The organism is Dyella sp. SG562 (genome assembly GCF_011759495.1).
Taxonomy (GTDB): Bacteria; Pseudomonadota; Gammaproteobacteria; order Xanthomonadales; family Rhodanobacteraceae; genus Dyella_D; species Dyella_D marensis.
This window is the reverse complement of sequence record NZ_JAAOYS010000007.1, coordinates 45,214-68,534: the sequence shown is the minus strand read 5'-3', so window position 1 is coordinate 68,534 and position 23,321 is coordinate 45,214. Positions and strand designations below refer to the sequence as shown.

Genomic DNA, 23,321 nt, shown 5'->3' with positions numbered 1-23,321 from the left:
TCGCGGGTGACCACTGATGGCCGATGCAGCAGTCGCCTATGCGTCGCTTCCTTTCCAGGAGCAGATCGCGTTTTTCCGCCGCAAGGGCAACGTCACGACCGACCGGTGGACGGATGTGTGGCAGGAGGAGCATGACCACGCCTTCATGGTGGCCGGCGCCAATCGCATCGATCTGCTCGTCGACCTTCGTGATGCCGTCGACAAGGCGATCTCCAGTGGCACGGGGCTGGAACAGTTCCGGAAGGACTTCGACGGGATCGTTGCGAAATACGGCTGGGACTACACGGGCGGTCGCAACTGGCGCACGCGCGTGATCTTCGAGACCAACCTTCGCGCCAGCTACGCCGCCGGCCGCTATGCACAGCTGCAGGCGCTGAAGAAGGTGCGGCCGTACTGGCGATATCGCCATAGCGACAGCGTGCAACACCCGCGTCCTCAGCATCTCGCCTGGAACGGCCTGGTGCTTGTGGCGGACGATCCCTGGTGGGACACGCATTACCCGCCGAATGGCTGGGGTTGCCAGTGCACTGTCGAGGCTCTGAATGCGCGTGACTTGAAGCGGCTCGGCAAGGAAGCGCCGGACGCCGCACCTGACGATGACATGCAGGACGTCATCGTCGGCAAGCAGGGGCCGTCACCGATGACGGTGCAAACGCCAGCCGGTGTTGATCCTGGCTTCGGCTATGCACCAGGTCGCAGCGCCTTCGAGCAGCTCGGGCAGAACACCGTGGCGAAGGCTGCGCAGTTGCCGGCGCCGATCGGCGCCAAGGCCCTGGAGCCGGTCATGGCGCTACCGCGGGCACGGCAGGCGCTCGACGATGGCTATCGCGCCTGGCAGACCCAGGTCGTCAATGAAGGGCGCGCCCGTGGCCTGGCGGTACCTGTCGGCATGCTCGATGTGAACACGGTGATGCAGATGGCCAAGGTCAACGCGGAGCCAGCGGCGTCGTCGATCATGGCAAAGGACGCTGAAGTGTTACGTACCCTGGGACGGGGCGCCGATGGCGCATCTGGTGGTGGTGAGACGCGCGTAGCGCCCGAGGATCTGGCCCACCTTCCGAACATTCTGTCGGCGCCAAAGGCAGTGCTGCTTGATCTGGCCACCAACGCGTTGATCTATGTTGCCCCCAGCAGCAACGGTAACAGCCTGGTCGTGTCGGTTACCTATCGGCCCAAGGGGTCGGGCACACCGAATCTGGCCAATACGTTCCGCGCCGCCTCGATCGGCACGATGACCGATATCCGCGCACAGGTTGCCGCGGGATCGCTGTTGCTTGTCCAGGGATCATTGGACTGATATGTCGGCGTCGCGCCTGTTGCCGGCCCCCTTGGAATCTGCCGAGCCAGGCAGGATGCTAGGGCCGCCGGGCCGCGCCGGCCTACAGGGGAATGGCCAATGAATGACCTAGTCAAAGGGCTGCTGACAATCCTAACGAGCGGTCTCGTTTCCGCCAGCGCAACAACGCTCTTCAACTTCTGCCAGTCTGAACGACAGATTCGGCGCAACAAGTTGGAGGAGGTTTGCGTCGCTACGATCAAGAGTATCCATGTGGCTCAGGAGATCCGGAGAAACTTCGACAAAATCTTTGACAGCGGCGTGTCGGCAAAGCAGATGGACGAGTTGTTGCAGAAAATAGGGTCAATGGTTGGCGACGACGTTTTGCGCATCAATACACTCACATCGCTTTACTTCCCCGAGGTCTATCCGTTGCTCCTGAACTGCAGCAAGTCTGTTGCGGACTTGAACGCAACCTCGCCCACCGATCGCGAGAAAATGGGTGCTGCGATGGATCGTGTTATTGCTGATCGGGGCGAGTTTCTAAGAGGCCTGTACAGGCTTGCCCCGCAGGTCAATGCGCCAATCTGGAAGGCCTGGTAAGGGCATGGGCGGCGCACGCATCGAGTACGACCTGGACATCGAGCGCGTAAGCACCGCGCTCAACAATGCTGCGCGTGCACTGGATACGGAGGGCCAGGCGCTCCTGCTATCCGATATCGGCGAGTACTTGGTGCGCTCCACGCGCGATCGCGCGGCAGCGCAGGTATCCCCGGATGGGACGCCCTGGGCGGCGCTATCGCCACGGTACGCAAAATGGAAGGAGCGCCAGCGGCCGGGTGTGCCCAAGCTGAAATTCGACAACCACATGATCGGTGACCAGTTCACCCACCAGGTGGATGGCACCACGCTCTATGTCGGCACCAATGCGCCCTACGGCGCGATCCATCAGCAAGGCGGTGAGATTCACATCGCCGCCAGGTCGCAGCAGGCGTACTTCCACGAACGCAACGGCGAGGTAAGCCCGCACTTCGTCAACAAGCGCAAGTCCAACTTCGCGCAGTGGGTGACCCTGCCGGCCTACACGATCAAGATGCCGGCGCGCCCCTGGCTCGGAGTCAGCGAGCAGGATGCCAACGAGATCGTCCAGCTCACCCTGGACCATCTGGCCGCGGCCGTCGGCTGACCCCCTCTCAGATCGCGCCTGTGGGCGCCTCCGGCGCCCCTGGGGGCGGCAACGGTATGTCCTCGGGGGCGGTCGGCGCTCTCAAACGGGTTTTAAATGCCCTCAAATGGGATTCGGGTCGGTTGCCGGCGTCCGTCGACCCGGCGTAGGCTGGAAACACCCCCGGATCTGGCGCCCTCGGCCACGACTCCTCGGCCCCGGGAGCAGCGACGCATGTCGCATCCATGTACACCGTCTCGACACCGAGACTGGCCGCATGGCCCGTTCCCCGATCTCCATCGCGCTTGCCGCGTGCACCTTCGAGCTGACCGCTCCCGCGGATGGCTCCAACCTGGTCAGCCTGCAGCTGACGCCCACCGGCGACTTCAAGCCCTGGGACGGCCGCGACTTGCCGTCCGGCCACTGGCATATCGACCAGGCGGTCGCCGCAAAGGTGATCAGCAACTTTACCGCGCGCCGCAACGACAGGGTGCTCGACTATGAGCATCAGACTCTCCTCGCGGAGAAGAATGGCCAGCCCGCTCCCGCAGCAGGCTGGATCAAGGGCCTGGAATGGCGAGAAGGCTCCGGCCTATGGGGCACCGTCGAGCTGACGGCGCGCGCCGGTGATGCCATCGCCGCCAAGGAATATCGGTACGTCTCCCCCGTCTTCAGCTTCGATCGCCGCACCGGCGACGTGCTGGACATCCAGATGGCGGCCATCACGAACAACCCCGCCATCGACGGCATGGAGCCCCTCGCGCTCCGAGCCGCAGCCACTTTCGGCATCCAACTCGACACTGAGGAAACCACCATGAAGAAGTCGTTGCTCGCGACGGCCATCGCCCTGCTCGCGCTGAATGCCAACGCGACCGAAGAGGACGCCGTCGCTGCGCTGACTGCGCGCCTGGAAGCGGACCCGCTGGCGAAGGTGCGCAAGGCGCTGGGCGTGGAAGCGAATGTCACCGAGGACGTTCTGGTCACGGCCTGCACGGCGCTCAAGACCAAGGCCGATACGGCCGCCACCGCCGCCCAGCCCGACCCGGCCAAGTTCGTGCCGGTCTCCGTGGTCGAAGACCTGAAGAAGGACCTGGCCGTGCTTTCCGCCAAGGTGCAGGGCGACGACGTCGAGAAGCTGGTCGAGAAGGGCCTGGCCGACGGCCGCCTGCTCAAGGGCCAGGCGGAATGGGCGCGCAACCTGGGCAAGAGCGACCTGGCCGCGCTGACGGCCTACCTCGACACCGCCCAGCCCATCGTCGCCCTCACGGCGACGCAGACCGCCAATCGTCGCGCGCCGGTGGCGGACAAGGACAACAACCTCACCGAGGAAGAGCTGGCGGTCTGCTCGGCCACCGGCATCGATCCGAAGGACTTCGCCGCTGCGAAAGCCTGATCCCTGATCACCGCGCGGCCGCAGCCGCCTGAGCCAAGACGCTCCAGTCAACGAGGAATCCACCGATGTCCGCTACCACCGTCGAACGCAATACCCCGCGTCGCGCCGCGCGCGAACTATCCTTCCCGGCGGCGGCCGTGAAGATCCTGGCCGGCACCATCGTGGTGCTCAACGCAAGCGGCTATGCGGAGCCGGCCACCACCGCCACCGGCAAGATCGCCCTCGGCGTCGCCGAGGCGACCATCGACAACAGTGCCGGTGCGGCCGGCGACCAGCAGGTGCCGATCAGCCGCGGCTGTTTCCGCCTGGCCAACAGTGCGTCGGCCGATGCCATCGCCAACACCGACTACGGCGCCACCTGCTACCTGGTCGACAACCAGACCGTCGCCAAGACGGATGGCTCGACCACGCGCTCGAAGGCCGGCGTCATCCGCGGCGTCGACGCCGCCGGCGTGTGGGTCGAGTTCTAGCCCGCTGCCCGTCACCCACACCGTTAACCGTGTCGAGCTGCTGAAGCTGGCTGCACATCCATTCGAGAGGAACCACCAATGTTCATCAATGCGGGCAATCTGAAGACCATTTTCATCGCCTTCAAAGCGGCGTTCCAGGGCGGCCTGACGCAAGCGCAGTCGCAGTACCTGAAGATCGCGACCGTCGTGCCGTCGAGCACCGGCAGCGAGGAATACGGCTGGCTCGGCAACTTCCCGGGCATGCGCGAGTGGGTGGGCGACCGCGTCATCAACGGCGTGAAAGCGCACGGCTATACGATTAAGAACAAGCCGTTCGAGCTGACCGTGAGCGTGCCGCGCGCCGCGATCGAGGATGACCAGTACGGCATCTTCGCGCCGATGATGCAGGAGATGGGTCGCTCGACGGCGGCGCACCCGGACGAGTTGGTGTTCGGCCTGCTCAAGAGCGGCATCAACCAGCCGTGCTACGACGGTCAGTACTTCTTCGACACCGATCACCCGGTCACCAATGCCGACGGCACGGTCGGGTCCGTGCCCAACGTCGACTCCGGCGGCAGCGGTCCCTACTGGTATCTGCTCGATACCTCTCGCGCGCTGAAGCCGGTCATCTACCAGGACCGCAAGGCGGCCAATTTCGTGTCCAAGACCGCCGAGACCGACGACAACGTGTTCGATCGTGCCGAGTACGTCTACGGCGTCGATGCGCGCCGCAACGTCGGCTACGGCTTCTGGCAGATGGCCTACGCAAGCAACCAGCCGCTCGATGAAGCACACCTGACGGCGGCGTACACCGCGATGCGCGAGCAGAAGGGCGACAACGGCCGGCCCCTGGGCATTCGCCCCAACCTCCTGGTGGTCCGCCCGAGCATGAAGATCGCGGCCGACAAGCTGGTCAACGCGACCACGCTGGCCAACGGCGCCGACAACGTCATGAAGGGCATCGTGAACACCATCGATTCCGAGTGGCTCGTCTGACCCATTCGGCGATCTGACGCAACGTGATGGGCGGCGGTGACTAGCCGTCGCCCATCCTTCACCAGGAGAACCCGCTGTGCCCAAGTTCATTGTGAAGTCCATGCGCGAAAGCTTCCGCCGTGCCGGCATCACGTTCACCCGGGAGGGCGTCCCTGTCGACACCGACGACCTCACCGATGGCCAGCTGCAGGCGATCAACGACGAGCCGCTGCTGGTCGTCTATCGCGTCGACGAGGACGGCAATCCCGCCGGTGCCGCCGAGGGCGGTGGCAAGCCGCAACTGACCAAGACCGCCAAGAAGCCCCCGGTCAAGCCCGCGAAGGACCCCGCGGCGAAGTAATTCGAAAGGAGCGAGAGCGCCGCACGGCGCGATGCGGGGTGGCCGGGAGCGCCCGGCCACCGCCGCACCATCGAGAGAACGCATGTACGTCACCACCGCACAACTCGCCGAACGACCCGCCGCCCGCGAGCTGGCCCAGGTGGCAACGCGCGAGCGGGACGCGATCGTGGACGACACGCTCATGGATGCCACGCTGCGCGGTTTGGACCGCAGCGCGTGGACGCCCGAAGACATCGCCATCGCGGACGACGCCCTGGCGCGCATCGTCGAAGCGATCGGCGAAGCCGACGGCATCATCGATGGGTACCTGGCCAAGCGCTATCCGGTGCCGCTTACCCGCGTGTATCCCGTGGTGACCAACTGGTCGAGGGCGATCACTCGCTACCTGTTGCACAAAGACCGGCACTCAATGGAGCAGAACGACCCCATCGTCCGCGACTACCGCGATGCGCAGAAGCTCCTGCAGCTCGCGGCGACAGGCCAGTTCAGCCTGGGCGCAGACGATCCAGTGTTGACCGACCCGCAGGACAACGATGTGCAGTTCGTCAGCGATGGCAATCCCTTCCGACGCAAGAGCCTCAGGGACTGCCTGTGACCTTCGCTCCCTTCGACGTGCGCACCGTGGCCGCCAGGCTCAAGACGCTGGGCAAAACCTTGCGCTTGGTCGGCGTCGCGGCTGACTACGCGGCCGTGAAGAACCTGCGCGACTTCCCGACGCCATGCGCCTATGTGCTGCTCGCTCAGGAACAGTTTCAGGACAACGCAACTGGTCATGCCCCTCGCGGTTCCCAGGTGGCGGTGACCCAGAAGGGGCTGGCCACATTCGGGGTGGTGTTGGCGGGACGCAACTACCGCGAGCAGGCCGGCGGACAGCTCGCCGGGGAGATCGTGGATCTGATCCATGCCGCCCGTTCGTGCTTGCAAGGATGGGTGCCGGATGTGCCCGGAGCGCGGCCGCTGCAGATTGATCGCGGCGATCTCCTCCAATACGACGACTCGATCGCACTGTGGTGCGACGTGTGGAAGACGCAAACCATCATCGGCCCGGAGGCTCGATAGCTATGCAGGACACCAACGTGAAGACCTTCAAGGTCACCCTCAAGAAGGAGCACACGCATGCCGGCGCGAGGCTCCCGCCCGGAACGGAGATCGATGTGCAGGAGCACGACAAGTCCTGGCTGGAAGAGAACGGCATCGTCGATCCGCCGGCGGCCACCACCAAGGGCGGCAAGATCGCCGAGGAGAAGTAAGCCATGAAAGACTTCAGCTTCCAGGGAAAGATCTACCTCGCTCAGCGCGGCACCGATGGCAAGCCGCTGGCGCTTGCGTGGGTGGGTGATGCCAGCCAGCTGCAGGTGAAGCTCTCGGTGGATACCGACGAGCGCCAGGAGAGCTACAGCGGCTCGCGCCTGACGAGCGTCCGCCTGATCAAGGCACGCAAGGCCGAGTTCAGCCTCACGCTGAACTACTTCTCCAAGCTCAACCTCGGCATTGCCCTGTCGGCAACTCCGGTCGACGTCACATCTGGTTCGGTGACTGCCGAACCGACCCCCACCGGCCTGGTCGTCGGTGACGTGATCGCTCTGGACCACAAGGATGTCAGCGCGCTGACGATTACCGACAGCTCAGCCACGCCGAAAACGCTCGTCAAGGACGTGGACTACGCCGAGGAGTCGCTCGCGGGTGGACTGTGGCGCCTGCTGTCCGTGGGCACGCCGACGCCTTACACGCAGCCGTTCAAGAACGCGTACACGCACGCGGCGGAGGTCCGCTTGCCGGCGTTCACCGGCCCGACGCCGGAGCGCTACCTGGTGCTCGACGGCATTAATACCGTCGACGACAGCCGCGTGCGCGTGCGCCTGTTCCGCTGCAGCTTCAATCCGACGGACACGCTCGACCTGATCACCGACTCGCTCGGCACGCTGCAGCTGTCGGGGGCCGTGCTCTACGACAGCACCAACGCGGCCGACTCGAACATGGGTGGCTTCGGTCGCATTGAGCTTCCGTCGGAGACCTAACGCATGGCCAGGAAGTTGCGGAAGGATGAACACAACAAGGCGCCGCCCAAGAGCGGCGCCGATGATCTCTCGACTATTCATCCCGATCGCTCGATATCGATCGGCGGTCGCGACGTCACCGTGCGCGAGTATGGATTCATCGAGGGCCTGGGGGTTCGGGGCTTCATGAAGCCCTTCACCGAAGACCTGGATCGTATGTTCGTCACCAAAGAAACGCTGGTCGACGAGATCCTGGACGTGCTCGGCGATCACGCAAAGCTGGTCGAACGTGCGATGGCGCAGAGCATCGCCGAACCCGGCACCGACGCCACACCGGAAGACATGGCCTGGGTCAGATCGTTGAACGACGCTGACGGCGACGTTCTGATCCATACCTGGTGGGGGGTCAACGGCCTTTTTTTCGTCCGGTCGGTCGTTCGCAGAGCGGCCGAGAGGGCGCGGCGGGCGACGCTGGAGCGCGCGATCGAGGAAGCGAGCAAAAAGGACCTCGCTGGGGCGACGTCTATGCCGCCCTCACCGACGCGGGATTCGGCGACCCGCAGCGACTAGGGCAGTACACCGAGCGCCAGCTAACGCTGTTCTACGAGCGCGTGAAGGCGGCTCAACGGCATCGTAAAGCAGAACTGATGGAGGCGATCAGCACTGGCTATAGCAGTTGCAAGAGCAAGGATGGAATTCGGCAACTGAACCAGTACATCGCACAACTATTGAAGGACTAGCCGTTGCGCCACCAGGCCCCGGCAATAGCACCCAGATAAGCGATCAACGCAGTCACGGCGATCGCGAAAGTCGGCCAGATGGGCTTGTTCATGCCGAAGAGGATCGCGGTGGCAATGAAAAAAAGAATGGAAACGATGAAGCTGCCGGCCATCCATCCCTTGTACTTCTTGGCGGTCTGCTCGATCTGCAGCGCAGCGATCGGGCGACCGCAATGCGGGCAAGCCGGAGCGGAATCCGACACCTGGTTGCTGCAGTCCGGGCAATTGACGAGTGCCATGACGATCTCCTCCCCTGAGTTGGCGCGGACGGGAGTGTAACAGTGGGCACCCAGAACATGGATATCGCCCTCCGGATCAAGGCTGACCTCGACCAGGCCGAGGCCCGGGTCGAATCGTTCAATGCGGCCGTCGCCGATACCGGTAAGGCCGCGGACGCGACGGCGACAGCCCTGACCAGGTCAGGGCAGCGCATCGACGCGCTGCTGGCCAACACCAGTCAGATGGTTCAAATCCTCCAGAGCATGGATACGCGCCTGGCCGAGTTCACGCAGGGCGCGGGCCAAGCGGCCCAGGCGACTGCACAGGTGGAGGTGGCCACCGAGGCCGCGGCCGCCGGCATTCGCGCCCTTGCCGAAAGCGAAGATGAGGCAGCGGCCAGAATCCGCGCTGTGATCCAGGCATCGCGTGAAGAAGCGTCAGCAGTCGCGGCTGCGGCAACGGAAATCACAGCGGCCGCTGAGAGTACGGATCGCCACGCGTCGAGCGCGGACAACGTCGCGGATATCGTGCAACGCCAGAACGCGCGCATGCGCGAATCCAGCGTTGCTGCAGCGAGCATGGCCACGGCAGAGCGTCAGGCTGCCGGCGGCGCCCAAGAACACGCTGCGGAGCTGTCACGCCTTCTAGGTCAGATTGATCCTACGATCGCCGCTTTCGAGCGGCTCGATCAGCAGGAGCGAGAGCTGCTGAAGTACCGCAACCTGAAACTTCTCGATGACGAGACCTTCCAGCGGTTCCAGAACCAGATCAATGCCAGCCGACAGGCAATGGGCGGTCTTGGCATATCCGCAGGGCAAACGCAGCAGGCATTGCGCCAGCTTCCCGCCCAGATCACCGACATCACGGTGAGCTTGGCCTCCGGCATGCCCGTCTGGATGGTTTTCATGCAACAGGGCGGCCAGATCAAGGATAGCTTCGGCGGCGCCGTTCCCGCTCTCAATGCCGTGATGCAGCTGATCACGCCGATGCGTGTTGCGATCGCCGGCCTAGTGGGAACAATCGCATTGCTGACCTATGGAGCCGTCCAAGGATATAGGGAAAGCGAGCAGCTTGCGCACTCGATCACTCTTACAGGCAACGCAGCAGGTACGACGAGCAGCCAGGTCGATCTGCTTGCCACTGCGCTGGGTTCGGTCAACGGCCGTACCACGGAAGCGCGCGACATCCTCAATGGCCTGGTCAGCTCCGGGCGCGTTGCCGGTGATGCGCTTGCGGATGTCGGTCGCGCGGCCGTTAACATGGCCGCGCTATCCGGCGACAGCGCAAAGACCGTCGTCGCGGAGTGGACGAAGATTGCAGACGACCCGGTGCGCGCCGCCGTCGAGCTGGATCGCCAGTACCACTTTCTCACCACCACCATTTTTCAGCAGATTCAGACGCTACAGCAGGCAGGCGATCAGTACGGCGCGCTGAAGCTGATCGCAAAGTCGTTCGCCGACGAAACCGGACAGCGGATGGACGAACTGCACCAGCGCATGGGCTGGCTGGAGTCCTTCGCCGACCGCTGGTCGCGAGGTGTCGACAATCTCAAAGGCAGCTTGCTGGACATCGGCAAGCCCGCTGACGACATCACGCGTTTCCAGCAGGCGCTGGCCAAGTTCAACGAGACGTACGACGCGTATAAGCGGAGCCTGACCGCTGGATCTAGCAAGGACTACCAGGAGCAGCTGTTCGCTCAGTCACAGCAGGCATATGCGGAGCTGCAGAAGGCGCAGGTGGCGGCGAAGAATGCGCAGTCACAAGCGGCGGCGCAGGGCCTAACCAAGCAGGTGCAGTCGGAAGGTGTCGAAGCCGCTGCGCGCATCGATCAGCTCGCGACGAGCCTTGACCGCGCGAAGCAGCGCCAGGACGCTCTCAACAAGGCGGCTGCGGATCTCTACAAGATCCAGCTGGCGGGCGGAAAGCTTCCAGAGGGTATCAATTTCAATGGCCCCGCCGCGGACATGCCGCAAGGCGCAGGCTGGGACAAGCTGAAGGCGGAGATCGAGAAGCGCTACGCCGATCCGAAGGTCGCCACGCCGAAGATCAACACGAAGGAAGCAGTCAATGCACAACAAGAGCTGATCCAGATGCTCAACCAGTTGCAGGGGCAGCTGGACCCTACTGCGGCGGCCTGGGCGAAATACAACGAAACCGTCGCCCGTGCGACGAAGCAAGCGGAGGAGGCCAAGAAGGCGCCAGGCGCCAATGTCGCCGGCATCGACGCCGAGCGCCAGGCAGTGATCCAGCTTGCCGCCGCGATCCGTGCCGCGGACATCAAGCGCATCACCGACGAAGAACGCCAGGGATGGGAACGCCTCCGCGAGAGCCTGCGCACTCCGATCGAGGTGGCCGTGGAAACCGCCACCACGCGCATCGCCGAGCTGAACAAATATCTCAAAGACGGCATCATCACTGCCGGTCAATATCAGCAAGCTCTTGGCCGCACTGTGCAGGCTGGCTTCACCAAGCCGCCTCAGTTCTCCGGTCTGGCTCCCGAGGTGGGCGGCGCCTTCGGCGAGATCGGCAAGACCTTCGATGCGCAGAAGCAGCTGGAGCTGTGGTACCAGCAGCAACTGCAGATCCTCAACCAGTTCCGCGCCCAGAAGCTCGGGACCGAGGCGCAATGGAACGCCCAGGAGCAGGCGCTGCAGAAGCAGCACGAAGACTCCCTGCAGCAGATCGTCGTGGCACGGCAGACCGCCGAGCTGGCGGCGGCGAGCAGCGTGTTCGGCAACCTGGCGGACCTGGCCAAGGCCCGATTCGGCGAGGAGTCGAAGAGCTACCGTGCCCTGTTCGCGCTGAGCAAGGCTTTCTCGATCGCTCAGGCCGCGGTGAGCCTGGCCACCAATGTCTCCAAGGCATCGGAGGCAGGCTTCCCCGCCAACCTCCCGCTGATCGCCGCGGCGTTCGCACAAGGTGCGCAGATCGTCGGCCTACTGTCCGGTGCCAGCTTCGCGCCTTCGGGCTATGCGACGGGTGGCGAGATCGACGGCCCGGGCACCGCCACCAGCGACAGCGTGCTGATTCGGGCAAGCCGGGGCGAGTTCATGCAGCGGGCTGCGGCCGTCGACTACTACGGCCTCGACTTCATGCACGCGGTGAACAGTCTGCAGTACCCACGCTTTGCCACCGGCGGGCTGATCGATGCGCCGCGCCTGTCGGTCTCGCCGTCTCCTCGCGCCCCGGCGATCGCGCCACCCACTGGCGGGGCAGCAGCTGGCCGGCCCATCTACTTCCGCGCCGTCAACGTCGTTGACCCGGGCCTGATCACCGACACGATGGCCGGCCCCGATGGCGAAGAGGTGTTCATGAATTTCATCGACCGCAATGCGGTCAAGATCAAGCAGAGGATCGGATGACGGCTCACGTCGGTTTCGTCGACAACAGCAGCGGCTACGCGCACGAAGCGCTGCTCGCGGCCATCCAGACCTGGGCCGAGGCCGAGGGCTGGACCACCATGCGCAGCGGCGTCAGCCCAGACAGCAGTGGCGCACCTGGCTCAGCCACGTATCACAAGGAATGGATCGGCATCGCCCCTGGCCTGTCCGGCGGCGAACAGATCATCGTGGGCTTCCGCACCTACCAGGACGCCAACAACGACTACTACAACCTGGCCGGCATGACGGCGACCAACTACGTCGCCGGGAACCTGTGGACGGCGCAGCCAGGCATCAGCATCACCAGCATGTGCGCGCACAACCAGCGCATCGACTACTGGTGCCCGATCAATGGCCAGCGCATCACGATGGGGCTGAAGGTCGGTACGCCCGTCTATGAGTCGGGCTATTGGGGCAAGGCGTTTCCGACGGCGCCGCCCTCGCAGTTTCCATATCCCGTGGTGTCCGCCGGAACGCTCACCGGCATGCCGGCGGTTCGCTATAGCGACACCTCGCGCGTGTTCCCGTACCAGGGGAACGTGACGAATATGCAGTTCCGCACCGTAGGCGGCGCTTGGATGTACCCGTTCGTCGGCCCGTTCAACACGGACACCGAGCAGTACCGCGACACCAATGGCAAGTATCACCTCACGCCGCTGGAGCTGATGGACAGCAGCCTGTGGCCGAACGGCAACGTGTGGGCCTGGCTGGATGGGGTCTACCACATCACCGGCTTCAACAACGTCGTGGAAAACACCGTCGTGATCGACGGCGTGACGTACTTGGTGGTGCAGAACATCTACCGGGTGGGCTTCAACAACTACGTGGCGATCGCACTGGTATGAACCACTACGAAGGCACCGTCACCAGCTTCAGCGATCTCCTCACGGCGATCGTCGCCGCGGCTACCGCCAACGGGTGGACCTGGAACGCTTCCAAGGGGACGCTCGTCAACGGCAACTCGTCGGTGCAGCTCACGGCGAGCGGCACTTCTTACCTGCGCATTACGGGCGGCGTGGGTGTCGACGGCAGCGGCAACCTTCTCGCTGCCGCGCCGAACTACTCGCAAATATACGGTGCGACCGCCACGCCGGTGGCCTGGCCCGTCAGCTATCAGATCTTCGTCTACGACGCGCCGGTCATGATCGCAGTGGCGATCAACCACAGCGTGAACTACTGGCAGTGGATGATGTGGGGGTTGACCGTCAACCTGGGGCTGACGGGCGCAGGCGGTGACGCGCCATTCGTGTGGGCGTCCGTGCGGGCGGGCATCGGCAACGCACCGAAGATCAGCATCAACCAGGGCGGCAATTCGGGCCAAGGTTCGTTCCCCCACCATCCAAGCATTCCGTTTTGGTCGGCGGACAGCCAGGGCAGCAGCAACGACGTCAATAACCGCAACGCCTGGCTCTATATGAATGAGCCGGCCAGCTTTACCTACAGCGGCGGAGCGGTGGTGTGGACGCCTGATGGCAGCTCGAACACGGTCACGTCGCGTACCGGCCCTTCGCTCGGGACCGCGCAGCGCCAGCCGAACGCCTGGAACGGCCAGTCGATCCTGATCCGTGTGCGCGTGCAGGCAATTCGGCCGAGCCAGCTGAAGAGCTGGGTGGCGGAGGTGCCGCACATGCGCGTCATCCGCAACGACAACTACGACGACAATGCGGTGATCGCCCTGGGCGGTCAGCAGTGGAAGGTGATCTCTGCCCGCTGCAAGAACGCCGCCCAGAGTCAGCGTGAAGGCGCCGATGCCGACCACAGCGGCACCTATGCAATCGCAATGGAGTACACCTCGTGACCGTGCTGGCCGGCATCCGCCTGGGAGTGGATGACTTCGTAGCGCCACCGAACACGGCATCGGTGAACCTCAACGCGTTCCCGATGCCGGCATACCCACCCGCCATTTCGGAGATCCCGGGGTGGCGATCCGGCGCGGGAGCGCTGGCCACGCACTATCCCGTCGAGGCCAATGGCACGGCGCGCGATGGCTTCGCCCTGCAGAGCTACGTCGAGGACTTCTACGACCGCATCCACGTGACGCCGGCATTGCTCGACCTCGGCAACCTGGTCACCACGCAGGTGCGCCAGGTCAGCGTCTGGAACGCGTGGCGCAGCCGCAGCGTGCAGCTGCAGCAGCTCACCACGCAGGGCGCGGACGGCATTGCCATCACCGGCCAGGATGCGCCGCCGCTGACCTTCACCCCTCTGCAGGAGCGCGTCTGGACCGTGTCGGTCAGCACCAGTGGGCCGCCCAATATCGATGCGACGCTGTCGTGGATCTTCGCGGGCGAGCCGCCGGTCAGCATGTCGATCCGCGGCAGTCGCCTGATCGCCTGGCTGACACCGCCCAACTGGACCGACAGCATCACTGAGACGCTGACCTGGTCGACCGACGTGCAGCAGTCCTACAACGGCAACCAGGTGCGGCAGATCGTGCGCGCTGCGCCGCAGCGACAGTGGGAGTTCGGCATCCTGGCCGTCGGCATCGAGCGGACCGTGCTGGAGGCCCAGCTGTTCGAGTGGAGCGGCCGTGTGTGGGCGCTGCCGGTATGGGCGGAGATCTCGCTGCTGGCCAGCGCGCTGCCGGCGGGCTCGCTGTCGGTGCCGGTGGCCACCGCCGGGCTGGACTTCGCTGTGGGCGGCCTGGCCATGCTCTGGACCGACGTGCGTCACTACGAGCTGGTCGAGATCCAGGACGTGGCCGCCAACGCCCTGCAGCTGCTGCACGGCACGGTCCAGGCGTGGCCACGAGGCGCGCGGATCTACCCATGTCGAACGGCACGGCTGACTGAGACCGCCAGCCTGGCCAGGGCCACGGACACGCTGGTCAGCAGCCGCGTGCGCTTCGAAGCCGTCGAGCCGTGCGACTGGCCGGCGATCGCGCCCGCCACCACCTACCTGGGCTTCCCGGTGCTGGAAGCGCGCGGCAACGAGCCCAGCGACCCCACCGCCACCTATGCCCGCCAGCTGGCCACGCTGGACAGCGACGTGGGTTTTTCCTACGTCACCGATCCGACCAACAAGGCATGGCCCACGCAGACATACAACTGGCTGCTCAACGGCCGCGCGGAGCGGAGCACGCATCGCAGCCTGCTGTACTACCTGCAGGGCCGGGCGGCTGCGATCTGGATTCCGACGTGGACCACCGATCTCACGCTCCTCGTGAACGTCATCGCCACCAGCCTGGTGATGATCGTCGACTGGACGGGCGTCTCGCAGTTCCTGGCCGGCAAGCCCGGGCGCCGGCATATCCGCCTGGAGATGATCGACGGCCGTGTGTTCTATCGCCGGGTCTCCAACGCGATCGACCTGGGCGACGGGACAGAACAGCTCAGCATCGATAGCGCCTTCGGGGCCCCGATCGACCCGGCCAAGGTCCGACAGATCAGCTGGATGATGCTGGCCACCCTGGTCAGCGACAGCGTGGCGATCGAGCACATCACCGATTCCGAGGGTCTCGCCAGCTGTGGCGTGACGTTCTCAGGCGTGCCGGCGGAGGAGCCGTAATGGGTTGGTTTGGACGAAAGAGCGAGCTGTACGACTGGCAGCGCGGCCCGCAGCACTGGCGCTACACGACCGACGATCGCCCGCAGGTCTACCTACAGCAGACGTATGCGCCCGTCGCCGGCATGAAGCGCGGCTCGATCAGCGAGAGCAACGAGCCAAACAAGAACACGCTGGACGTGACCGTGCCAGTCGACTTGGCGTTCCTGGATCTGTTCCGCGGGCGCACGCCGACGGAGCGTCTGCTGCTGACCGTGTACGAGCGCAAGCGCGACAACAGCGTGGTGCGCCGCTGGATCGGCGAGATCGGCAACGTGACCTGGTCGGACAGCAAGGTGGTGCTGCGGCACTTCCCGCCGAGCGCGAGCCAGACCACCAACGGGCTGAAGGAGTGCTGGCAGAAGAACTGCCCGCACATGGTCTACAGCGCCGGCATGGGCCTGTGCAACGCCGCGCAGGAAACGATGCGCGTCAATGCCACCGTCAGCAGCGTGTCCGGCAGCGTCGTGCAGTCGTCGGCTTGGGCGACCAAGCCGGACGGCTGGTTTGACGGTGGGTGGGTTCAGTGGGGCGAAGGCACGGCGATTGAACGTCGCTTCGTCACCCAGCACACGGGCGACACGCTGACGCTGATGACGCCGGCCCTGTTACCGGTGGGCACGGTGCTGGCCACCCTCCCGGGCTGTGACGGCACGATCGATACCTGCATCAACAAGTTCGGCAACTGGCTCAACTACGGCGGGTTCCCGTGGTGGCCCACCAAGAACCCGATGGGCAACGAGGCGATTTACTGATGTGGTGGATTGCTGCCGTCCTGGTGGGTGCGCTGCTGGCGGTCTACGCGGGTTTCGCGCGCCCCAAGTCCGTGGCGCCGCCCAGCCTGCAGGACATCGACGTGCCGTCGATCGAGGACGGAAAAGAGATCTCCGATGGCGGCGGCACGTTCTGGATCACCGACATCGTGATCCCCTGGTACGGCGACCTCGATACGAAGCCGATCTACAACAAGGGTGGCGGCAAGTGAGCGACCTGGTCGTGACCATGCGGCACGTGCGCGCCGCCAAGCTTTGCTCGCGCGGTGCGCGTGCCTGGTGCGAGGCCAACGGCTTCAGCTGGTCGGTACTGCTCGATGGCGGCCTGTCCGCCGAGGAACTGGAGCAGACCGGCGATCCGCTCGCACTGCGTGCCGTCGCCGCGGCCCGCGAGGAGGCCAGCGCGCATGGGTAAGAGTTCGAAATCCATCATCCAGGGCTACTGGTACAAGCTTGGCATGCACATCGGCCTGATGGCTGGTCCGGTCGACCAGGTGCGCAAGATCGTCGTCGGCGGCAAGCTGGCTTGGTCCGGCTCGATCACGGGCAACACCAGCTTCCGCATCAACAACCGCAACCTGTTCGGCGGCGAGAAAAAGGAAGGCGGCCTGGACGTGGCCGTCGACGTCTGCATGGGCGGCGCCGACCAGGATCAGAACGCCTACCTGAAGTCCCAGCTCGGCGACCACGTGCCGGCCTTCCGCGGCCGCCTCGCCTTGGTGGTGATGGGCTGGATCGGGGCGATGAACTACTACGTGAAGCCCTGGAGCGTGCAGGTCTCCAAGTTCACGGCCGGATGGCGCACGCCCGTGTGGCGCGCCGACCTGTGCCAGATCGATCAGGGCATGAACCCTGCTCACTTCGCCTATCGCGTGGTCACCGATCCGGTCACTGGCCAGGGCCGCGACCCGAACGACGCGCTCGACCTCGATCGCCTGGCCGTCGCGGCGCAGCAGCTCAAAGACGAAGGGCTGGGCTTGTGCTTGCGCTGGACCAAGAGCGACGCCACCGGCAACTTCATCGGCACGCTGTGCGATCACGCCGGTGCGGTGTGGGCGGATGATCCGTCGACCGGCAAGCAGTACATGAAGCTGCTGCGCGGCGACTACGACCCGGCGCTTCTGCCGATCCTGGACGAGAGCAACATCGTCGCGCTGACCAGCTACGAGCAACCTCTACTGACGAAGGACACCGTCAACCAGGTCACCGTCACTTATCGCAACCCCGAGACCAATCAGGACGTCACGCTCACTGTGAAGAACGCCGCCAACGTCCAGGCCCAGGGCGGCGTGGTGGTCAACCAGTCGGTCGAATACAAGGGCGCCTGGAACGGCGATATCGCCGCGCGCCTGGCCATGCGCGATCTGCGCGCCGCCAGCGCATTGCCGGCGAAGATCAAGCTCAGCCTGCAGTCGCCGACGATGGCCATCGTCAACGGCGTGCTGCAGGAGATCGAGATCCGCAAGGGCGAGGTCTATGCCTTCTCCTGGGCCAAGCTCAACTTGGCCGGCATGCCCATCCGCGTGCTGGACATCGATCGCGGCACCGCCGCCGATGGCAAGCTGACGCTAACGTGCGCGCAGGACGTGTACGCGCTGCCGAGCCAGACCTACGTGGTCGACCAGCCGTCTCAGTGGGTCGAGCCGGATCTGACGCCGCAGGCGGCGCCCGCGCAGATGCTGTTCGAGGCGAGCTACCGCGACCTGGCGGCGAATCTCCGCGCCGCGGATCTGCAGCAGGTGCAGCCCGATGATGGCTATGTCGGTTCTCTCGGCGCCAAGCCGACCTCGGTGAGCTACGGCTATGCGCTTCACACCCGGACGGGCGCTGCGGATTTCACGGAGCGCACCAGCGGCTGGTTTGCGCCGACCGCGCTGCTCGCGACGGCGATGCCGGCGGAGCCAGGCCCGACCGTCGTCACCGTCACCAGCGGCCGCGATCTGGATACCGCGCAGGTAGGCATGGAGGTAGCGATCGGCACGGAGCTGTGCCGCCTCGATGCCATCAACGTCGCCGCCGGCACCATGACGCTTGCCCGCGGCTGCGTCGATACGCTGCCAGCGGTGCACGGCATCGGCGCACGCCTGTGGGTGTCGGATGGCTTCACCGTGTCCGACCCGACCGAATGGGTGGCCGGCGAAACGGTCGACGGCAAGCTGATCACACGCAGCGGTGATGGCGACCTGGACCCAAGCCTGGCGCCGATCAGCAGCGTCACCATGAACCGCCGGCAGGTCCGCCCATACGCGCCCGGCAATGTCACGATGAACGGCGGCTCGCCCTGGGGCACGCCAGCCCTCACAGGGCATATCACGCTGGCCTGGTCGCATCGTGCCCGCGTGCTGCAGGCGGACCAGCTGGTCGACCACACGCAGGGCAGCGTGGGCCCCGACGCCGGCACTACGTACACGATGCGGATCTACGACGCCGGCAACGTGCTGCTGCAGACGCTCAGCGGCATCACCGGCACCACGGCGTCCTATGTGCCCTCGGCCGAGGGCGCATACCGCGTGGAGCTGGAGGCGAGTCAGGGCGGCTACGTCAGCTGGCAGCGCTATAGCTTTCCGCTCACGATCACGGCGCTCGATGTGGTGAACCCGCCGTGGGCGAACGTCTTCTCGCTGCTCCATTTCAACGGTACGAACGGCTCGACCACGATCACCGACCAGGTGACCGTGTCGACCTGGTCGGCCAGCGGTGGTGCGCAGCTGAGCAGCGCATGGGCGCAATTCGGCGCCACGTCGCTGAGCCTCGGTGGCAGTGGCTACGTGGCCTCCACGCTGGCTGCATCGGCCTGGAAGCCCTTTACCGATGGCGTGGCGGCCTGGACGATCGAGGGGTTCTTCCGGCCGACCACGTCGGGCAGCACCGTGTGCATCTTCGACTGCGGCGGCATCGGCACCGACACGGTCGGCATCGGCCTCGATGTCATGGCCAATGGCAAGCTCGACTTCGTGTGGGCCAAGGGCACGAGCGGCACCTACTGCGCGCGCATCACGGGCGGCTCGGTCTCAGTCAACGCGTCGCACTACTTCAAGGTGTCGTTCGATCCCACGCGCGGCGCCGGCACCAAGCTGCAGCTGTACATGGACAACGTGCTGATCGGCCAGGTCGACCCGAGCGCGCCGTCGTCCAGCAATCCGAGTTCGGCGGTCAGTATCGGCCGATACGTGGTGGGCAATAGCCTGTTCTTCACCGGCTACATCGACGAGCTGCGCTTCACGCAGGGCGTGGCGTTGCCGGGCAGCACGATCCCGTCGACGCCGTTCCCGGATAGCTAGGTAGATCAGAAATCAGGGCACCGGGCTGTTGGAGCAGCCCGGCCCTCTCCACGGAACAGGACGTGGATCGGCGAGACCCCTAGCGACGCGTCGCGGGGTGAAGCCTAAACATCTTCGTTCTCAAATGTGGAGACAGCACCGATGGCCATGCCCATCATTCCCTGGCTTGGTGGCAAGCGCCGCCTGGCTGATCGGATCTTCAAGTTCTTTGACAACCAGCACACCTGCTACGTCGAACCCTTTGCCGGCGGCGCGGCGCTGTTCTTCATGAAGGCGCCCACCGACGTCGAGGTGCTCAACGACGTCAACGGCGAGCTGATCAACCTCTATCGTGTGGTGCAGAACCACCTGGAGGAATTCGTCCGGCAGTTCAAATGGGCGCTGTCGAGCCGCAAAGTGTTCGAGTGGCAGAAGATGACCAGGCCGGAGACGCTGACCGACATCCAGCGTGCGGCGCGCTTCTATTACCTGCAGCAGTCGGCGTTCGGAGGGAAAATCGAAGGGCAGACCTACGGGACGGCTACCACGCAGCCGCCCGGCCTGAACCTGCTGCGCATCGAGGAGACACTATCCGCTGCGCATCTCCGTCTGGCCAACGCCTACATCGAGCATCTGCCCTGGCAGGAATGCGTGGCGAAGTACGATCGAGCGCACACGCTGTTCTTCATGGACCCGCCGTACTGGGAGACCGAGGGCTACGGCGTCGACTTCGGGTGGGAGCAGTACCAGGCACTGGAAGCGACGCTGGCCAGCTTGAAAGGTCGGGCAATCCTGACGCTCAACGATCACCCGACTGTCCGGCAGTTGTTCGCCCGATTCCACATCGAGCGCGCTGACCACACCTACACCGTCGGCGGCGGCGCAAAAGCCAAGGACGTAGGCGAGGTGCTGATCTTTAGTTGGGATGTGCGGGCCGAACCCGCCGGGCTCTTTTAGCCGGTGCCCGGGTTGCGCATGATCTCGGGTGTGTGGCGATCGACATAGAGCACGCCTTCATCGGTGAGTCGCCAGAACACCGTTCCGCCTCGCTGGTGGACAGCGGTGATGAGGCGAAGGCTCCTCAGGCGGATGAGTGCGGCCTGCAGGCCGACGCCGACCTCATCCGTAGCGAAGGCGATATGGTCTTGTGATGTCCAACCATCCGATCTTGCTATTGACTGGAGAATCCGCCGATCTAGCGCATTCAGGGTTTCAGGTGCTGGTGGCTCAGTTGGTTTTGCCTTGGGAGGTGGGTCAGGACGCAACTCAAATGCCATCTGAGTCATTAATTCACGCCGAGCCGCCCATCGTCCAATCCATAGGCCCAGAAAGACGAGCATCACGATGACTGGCCAGGGTAGGGACCACTTTGCCGCCAGCCACCCGATGAAGACTGGCGTCTGCTTATTGACGGCCGACGAAATGGCTGGCCCGAATATGCTCAAAAACGTCGAAACTACGAACGTAACCAGGCCAAGCCGATAGCCATTGATAGTTGCTCGGCTAGCTTGAACGTGCAGGCCCTTGGTTTCATTCTCCCGTTGCTCCGTGCCCATGCGTCTCCCCCCTGGTTTGGCTGCGCTGGCTTCGCTCGGAGATTCTGCCCGAGCTTCGACGGGAGTACACCGAAGGGCAGTCACCGGGCCTGAGACTGTCCGAGGCTACGCTGGGCGTATGGACGAAGCCCGAACCCTCCTCATCGCCACCTGCGGCTCCCTGGCCAGGCTTCACATGCGCCTGATCGGCCAGTGGCATTGGCGCCGGCAGACTGGCCCCAAGACCTGGTCGCTGTCCGACCCCCACTGGCGGGTCGAAGAGCTGGACCCACCGTCGCCCTGGCTCGACGCCTGCGCGCCCCGCACGGAGATTGCCAACCTCATCCCGGCCATCGCCTTGGTCCAGGCGCACCTGCTCGGGATGGTCGAGGCGGATGGGCCGATCGACGGCCTGAAGGCTTGCGTGGCGCTCCATCATCTGAGCTTCCACGGCTCGGCTTGGAGCGAGCCAGTCCGGCGGCTGGCGGACCGACTCGACGTCGAGCTGCCGGCTGAGCCGCGGGACGCGACCAATATGGCCAGCCTGCAGCAGGCGCCTCTTCCAGGCCGGCAGCGGCGGACCGCCATCTGAGCTGCAGTGCGCCTGTTAGGCTTTGGGTGCCACCAAGAGCCGGTCCCCAAGGGGCGAGCAGGAATAGCGCATGACGCTTCCCACAAAGAAGGTCTTCGAAAGGTTGATGTTGGAAGGATTGCTTGAGCGCTTATCCATACGCGGATCGGTGCTTGATCAAGACCTCGAAGCGCCCGACCTTGTGATGACCCTCGACGGGAAGCAGATCGGCGTCGAGGTGACCGAAATTCAGAAAAGTGACGAAGAACGGGCTGTGCGGTCCCCGAAGGAGGACATTCTTCGGAAGGCAAGGAAACTGTACGACGCAGGGGGCGGCCGGCCGTTGAGCGCCACTTTCAGCTTCCAGCATGGGGTTGATTTGCGGCGCGGCATCAATCGGCAAGTCTTGGCCGTACAACTGGCCCGTTTTCTCACCGACCACGCACCGACAACCCCCATCACTTTGTCCACGTTTGTGGGCAGCGAACTACCCGACGAATTACGCCCTTGGCTCAGCGCCGTGCGGTTTTGGACCACCAATAGCCCCGGCATATGGCAGATCGCGGAGGCTGGCTGGGTGGCTGCCCTTACGCCGGCGATTCTGCAGCCCGTGGTGGATGCCAAGGCGACCCTGCTGCCTAACTACCGGCTGCGAGGCTTCGACGCCTATTGGCTCCTGATATGCGCCCATCCCTCCAACCCCGCGTGCAGGTTCGATCCTTGTCCAGGGTTTGACGGGGCTGCTGTGCGCTCGCCATTTGACCGGACCTTCTTCTACGACTGCTGGCATTGGTTGGAGCTCGGTCGCCTTGCTGGAGGACCGTAAGTGCCCGATGACGGGGGGCGCATCAGCCGTTTGAGCGCTCTTCAAGGGCCCTTTAAATTGCCGCTCTGGCACTTTCCAGACCTAGTGTCCGTAGTTCCCAAACCATGTGGCCGCTTACAGCGCTCCGGCCGGCCCCTCACCCCAGCCCTCTCCCCGGAGGGGAGAGGGGGTAGGTTGCGGCGGGTTGAAGGCAGTCCCCAAAACTCGAACTCTTCTCCCCTCCGGGGAGAAGATGCCGGCAGGCAGATGAGGGGCCATCCGAAGCGAACCCTTCCATCCAACGAAAGCCCAGTTGCAACCCCACCCCAATCAGCGGATATCAGAAACCGTCACCCGCCCTCGCCGCGCCCCAACCGCACGGCTGGCGAGCCACCTAGGGAGACGGCCATGTACACCCACATCCTCATTCCCACCGACGGCACCGACGCCTCCGTCCACGCCATCGACACCGGCATACGCCTCGCCGCTCAATTGCATGCGCGGGTGCACGCCCTGCATGTATTGCCGCCGCTGCCGGCCGTGAGCTTTATCGCCGACATCGTCCAGGGCGACGCCTGCAAGCGCCGCTCCATCGGGCATGCCCAGGAATACCTCGACGAAGTGCGCGAGAAAGCCCAGGCCGCCGGCGTCCCCTGCGATGGCGAATACGTGTTCGACAACCGCCCCTACGCCGCCATCGCCGGCGCGGCTACCAAGCACCACTGCGATCTGATTGTGATGGATGCGCACACGCACAACGGTATCGAGCGCCTGATGCTGAGCAATGTCACGCACAAGGTGATTCTGTGCTGCGACGTGCCGGTGCTGGTGTGCCACTGA

General features: G+C 64.7%; 26 protein-coding genes. 24 read left to right on the top strand and 2 right to left on the bottom strand.

Annotated elements, in window-relative coordinates; all coding sequences use genetic code 11:
• The first annotated feature begins 16 nt into the window (after window positions 1–16).
• From FHW84_RS13915 to FHW84_RS13860, 12 genes are all read left to right on the top strand, one after another.
• Window positions 17–1,297 (top strand): phage minor head protein, encoded by a 1,281-nt coding sequence (locus FHW84_RS13915; protein ID WP_167256491.1) that lies wholly within the window; start codon window positions 17–19, stop codon window positions 1,295–1,297.
• 99 nt (window positions 1,298–1,396) lie between these two features.
• On the top strand, window positions 1,397–1,879 hold the full coding sequence (locus FHW84_RS13910) for a hypothetical protein (RefSeq protein WP_167256489.1): 483 nt from the start codon (window positions 1,397–1,399) through the stop codon (window positions 1,877–1,879).
• 4 nt (window positions 1,880–1,883) lie between these two features.
• Window positions 1,884–2,462 (top strand): phage virion morphogenesis protein, encoded by a 579-nt coding sequence (locus FHW84_RS13905; protein WP_167256487.1) that lies wholly within the window; start codon window positions 1,884–1,886, stop codon window positions 2,460–2,462.
• 256 nt (window positions 2,463–2,718) lie between these two features.
• On the top strand, window positions 2,719–3,834 hold the full coding sequence (locus tag FHW84_RS13900) for a phage protease (RefSeq protein WP_167256485.1): 1,116 nt from the start codon (window positions 2,719–2,721) through the stop codon (window positions 3,832–3,834).
• Window positions 3,835–3,899: 65 nt separating this feature from the next.
• Window positions 3,900–4,304 carry a hypothetical protein gene (locus FHW84_RS13895; RefSeq protein ID WP_167256483.1) on the top strand — a complete coding sequence of 135 codons (405 nt, stop codon included), beginning with the start codon at window positions 3,900–3,902 and terminating at the stop codon, window positions 4,302–4,304.
• 78 nt (window positions 4,305–4,382) lie between these two features.
• On the top strand, window positions 4,383–5,279 hold the full coding sequence (locus FHW84_RS13890; protein ID WP_167256481.1) for a Mu-like prophage major head subunit gpT family protein: 897 nt from the start codon (window positions 4,383–4,385) through the stop codon (window positions 5,277–5,279).
• A 76-nt stretch (window positions 5,280–5,355) separates the two neighbouring features.
• Window positions 5,356–5,619, top strand: a complete 264-nt coding sequence (locus FHW84_RS13885; RefSeq protein WP_167256479.1) for an HI1506-related protein — start codon at window positions 5,356–5,358, stop codon at window positions 5,617–5,619.
• Window positions 5,620–5,701: 82 nt separating this feature from the next.
• Window positions 5,702–6,214, top strand: coding sequence for a DUF1320 domain-containing protein (locus FHW84_RS13880; RefSeq protein ID WP_167256477.1), 513 nt, complete (start codon window positions 5,702–5,704; stop codon window positions 6,212–6,214).
• Window positions 6,211–6,678 carry a hypothetical protein gene (locus FHW84_RS13875; RefSeq protein ID WP_167256475.1) on the top strand — a complete coding sequence of 156 codons (468 nt, stop codon included), beginning with the start codon at window positions 6,211–6,213 and terminating at the stop codon, window positions 6,676–6,678. Before FHW84_RS13880 ends, FHW84_RS13875 begins: the two co-directional genes overlap by 4 nt.
• A 2-nt stretch (window positions 6,679–6,680) precedes the next feature.
• Entirely contained in the window at window positions 6,681–6,869 is a 189-nt protein-coding gene (locus tag FHW84_RS13870; protein ID WP_167256473.1) for a hypothetical protein, read from the top strand.
• 3 nt (window positions 6,870–6,872) lie between these two features.
• Window positions 6,873–7,637, top strand: coding sequence for a hypothetical protein (locus tag FHW84_RS13865; protein WP_167256471.1), 765 nt, complete (start codon window positions 6,873–6,875; stop codon window positions 7,635–7,637).
• Window positions 7,638–7,640: 3 nt separating this feature from the next.
• On the top strand, window positions 7,641–8,186 hold the full coding sequence (locus FHW84_RS13860) for a DUF6631 family protein (protein WP_167256470.1): 546 nt from the start codon (window positions 7,641–7,643) through the stop codon (window positions 8,184–8,186).
• Between the two features lie 166 nt (window positions 8,187–8,352).
• Here FHW84_RS13860 and FHW84_RS13855 read toward each other — a convergent pair whose 3' ends face one another.
• Window positions 8,353–8,634, bottom strand: a complete 282-nt coding sequence (locus FHW84_RS13855; protein ID WP_167256468.1) for a zinc-ribbon domain-containing protein — start codon at window positions 8,632–8,634, stop codon at window positions 8,353–8,355.
• Between the two features lie 57 nt (window positions 8,635–8,691).
• Between FHW84_RS13855 and FHW84_RS13850 the strand changes: the two genes are divergently transcribed.
• The 9 genes from FHW84_RS13850 to FHW84_RS13810 all read left to right on the top strand — a co-directional run bounded on the left by FHW84_RS13850 (window position 8,692) and on the right by FHW84_RS13810 (window position 20,527).
• Window positions 8,692–11,976, top strand: a complete 3,285-nt coding sequence (locus FHW84_RS13850) for a phage tail length tape measure family protein (protein WP_167256466.1) — start codon at window positions 8,692–8,694, stop codon at window positions 11,974–11,976.
• The gene (locus FHW84_RS13845; protein WP_167256464.1) at window positions 11,973–12,839 is read left to right on the top strand and encodes a hypothetical protein; all 867 of its coding nucleotides are present in this window, start codon (window positions 11,973–11,975) and stop codon (window positions 12,837–12,839) included. The genes FHW84_RS13850 and FHW84_RS13845 overlap by 4 nt, the downstream gene beginning before the upstream one ends.
• Window positions 12,836–13,792, top strand: a complete 957-nt coding sequence (locus tag FHW84_RS13840) for a hypothetical protein (RefSeq protein ID WP_167256462.1) — start codon at window positions 12,836–12,838, stop codon at window positions 13,790–13,792. Before FHW84_RS13845 ends, FHW84_RS13840 begins: the two co-directional genes overlap by 4 nt.
• Complete coding sequence (locus tag FHW84_RS13835; RefSeq protein ID WP_167256460.1) at window positions 13,789–15,501, top strand: hypothetical protein; 1,713 nt, start codon at window positions 13,789–13,791, stop codon at window positions 15,499–15,501. Before FHW84_RS13840 ends, FHW84_RS13835 begins: the two co-directional genes overlap by 4 nt.
• Complete coding sequence (locus tag FHW84_RS13830; protein ID WP_167256458.1) at window positions 15,501–16,292, top strand: phage BR0599 family protein; 792 nt, start codon at window positions 15,501–15,503, stop codon at window positions 16,290–16,292. The genes FHW84_RS13835 and FHW84_RS13830 overlap by 1 nt, the downstream gene beginning before the upstream one ends.
• Entirely contained in the window at window positions 16,292–16,522 is a 231-nt protein-coding gene (locus FHW84_RS13825; protein ID WP_167256456.1) for a hypothetical protein, read from the top strand. The genes FHW84_RS13830 and FHW84_RS13825 overlap by 1 nt, the downstream gene beginning before the upstream one ends.
• Window positions 16,519–16,725: a hypothetical protein gene (locus FHW84_RS13820; RefSeq protein WP_167256454.1), complete on the top strand. Its 207-nt coding sequence runs from the start codon at window positions 16,519–16,521 to the stop codon at window positions 16,723–16,725. The genes FHW84_RS13825 and FHW84_RS13820 overlap by 4 nt, the downstream gene beginning before the upstream one ends.
• Window positions 16,718–19,591 (top strand): LamG-like jellyroll fold domain-containing protein, encoded by a 2,874-nt coding sequence (locus FHW84_RS13815; RefSeq protein WP_167256452.1) that lies wholly within the window; start codon window positions 16,718–16,720, stop codon window positions 19,589–19,591. Before FHW84_RS13820 ends, FHW84_RS13815 begins: the two co-directional genes overlap by 8 nt.
• A 141-nt stretch (window positions 19,592–19,732) precedes the next feature.
• Window positions 19,733–20,527 (top strand): DNA adenine methylase, encoded by a 795-nt coding sequence (locus FHW84_RS13810; RefSeq protein ID WP_167256451.1) that lies wholly within the window; start codon window positions 19,733–19,735, stop codon window positions 20,525–20,527.
• Here FHW84_RS13810 and FHW84_RS13805 read toward each other — a convergent pair.
• The gene (locus tag FHW84_RS13805) at window positions 20,524–21,126 is read right to left on the bottom strand and encodes a PepSY domain-containing protein (RefSeq protein WP_167256449.1); all 603 of its coding nucleotides are present in this window, start codon (window positions 21,124–21,126) and stop codon (window positions 20,524–20,526) included. The two genes, FHW84_RS13810 and FHW84_RS13805, sit on opposite strands and share 4 nt — an antisense overlap.
• Window positions 21,127–21,244: 118 nt before the next feature.
• Between FHW84_RS13805 and FHW84_RS13800 the strand changes: the two genes are divergently transcribed.
• The 3 genes from FHW84_RS13800 (at window position 21,245) to FHW84_RS13790 (ending at window position 23,321) form a co-directional block, all read left to right on the top strand.
• Complete coding sequence (locus tag FHW84_RS13800) at window positions 21,245–21,697, top strand: hypothetical protein (protein WP_167256447.1); 453 nt, start codon at window positions 21,245–21,247, stop codon at window positions 21,695–21,697.
• 70 nt (window positions 21,698–21,767) lie between these two features.
• The gene (locus FHW84_RS13795) at window positions 21,768–22,502 is read left to right on the top strand and encodes a hypothetical protein (RefSeq protein ID WP_167256445.1); all 735 of its coding nucleotides are present in this window, start codon (window positions 21,768–21,770) and stop codon (window positions 22,500–22,502) included.
• A 387-nt stretch (window positions 22,503–22,889) separates the two neighbouring features.
• Complete coding sequence (locus FHW84_RS13790; protein ID WP_167256443.1) at window positions 22,890–23,321, top strand: universal stress protein; 432 nt, start codon at window positions 22,890–22,892, stop codon at window positions 23,319–23,321.